General features: G+C 61.6%; 2 protein-coding genes. Both read left to right on the top strand.

Annotation, left to right across the window (positions count from 1 at the left end):
• The coding region (locus GOX53_RS30460) for a hypothetical protein (RefSeq protein WP_217352005.1) at positions 1-596 on the top strand (596 nt) is incomplete at its 5' end.
• 10 nt (positions 597-606) lie between these two features.
• On the top strand, positions 607-1110 hold the full coding sequence (locus GOX53_RS30455; protein WP_171182426.1) for a hypothetical protein: 504 nt from the start codon (positions 607-609) through the stop codon (positions 1108-1110).
• Positions 1111-1155 lie beyond the last annotated feature (45 nt).

Raw genomic sequence — 1155 nt, 5'->3', positions numbered from 1 at the left:
ATCTGATCGCCATCGGTTATTACGATCCGCCAGTGAACAAGCCGAAGGACACCGTCTCTGCCCTGATCCGCATCCACGTGGTGTTCTCCGACCTACAAAACCTCATCCTGCAAGTGCAGGGCACGGATGCTTATGTGCCGGTCGAGCGAAAGGTCTCGCCTGGGGTCGGAATGACCGGCGGTGGGGATATGTCCCTGGACCGGGTGCTGACGGTGGACTTCGCCACCAAGGCTGAGGCCGAAGCCGGGGTGTCCGAGACCAAGGTCATCTCGCCGAAGCGCCTGAGCGAAGCCCTCGCCGCCGCAGGCAGCGTCGTGTTGAGCGCTGACGGCTACCAGATATTGCCCTCGGGCCTGATCATCCAGTGGCGAAGTGTGGAAGTGAACGGGGAGGAAACAGTCACCCTGCCGATAACGTTCCCGAACGGTATCTTTCATGCCTACGTGTCGGATCACATCACGGACGGTTCTGTTGGGAACGCCCACTATCTCGGCACCAACACGCTCACAAACAGCAGCGTCAACGTGGTCAGCCTGCGACACAGCGATCTGACGGCAAGCGGCTCGACCGTGCGTCTGCTGGCATTCGGCTACTGAGGATCGGACAATGACGAAATACGCACATTATGACGCCACCGATGGCCGCATTCTGGGCTTCTATGACTCAGCCCTGCACAAGGTGATCCCCGCGCCAAAGATCGAGATCGGCGAGGAAGACTGGCCGGAGCGGTTCGACAAGCGGGTGGATGTTACCGGGGCCACGCCAGCGCTCTACGCCTACACGCCGCCGCCGCCCTCGGCTGCTGAATTGGCCGATGCCCGGCTGGCAGACGTGAAGCAGGAATGCCGCCGCCGCATCTACGCCGAAGCCTCGGCGGAAACCCAGATGAACATGGCCACCGCTGCGGCGGTGATCGCGGGCAAAGATGTTGGTGACCGGACTAGCGACGAAACCACCATCCTCGCCGGTGCGCAAGCGGCGCTCGGCTGGGTAACGGCGATGAAGGAACAGGTGCAGATACTGGCCGTGGATGCCGACGCAGATTTCACGGCTGATGCCGCGTGGCCGCCGCTGCCGGATATCGTGCGGGTAGTTGTCATCCGGTTTTGAAGTTGAATCTGTTGGAGCCTGAACATGTGCCGCCCCTCGTTTCAC

Origin of the sequence: Ruegeria sp. HKCCD8929 (assembly GCF_013031405.1) — a bacterium.
In the GTDB taxonomy this organism is placed as follows: domain Bacteria; phylum Pseudomonadota; class Alphaproteobacteria; order Rhodobacterales; family Rhodobacteraceae; genus Ruegeria.
The sequence above is the reverse complement of the archived record's forward strand: the minus strand, read 5'-3'. Positions and strand labels throughout refer to the sequence as shown.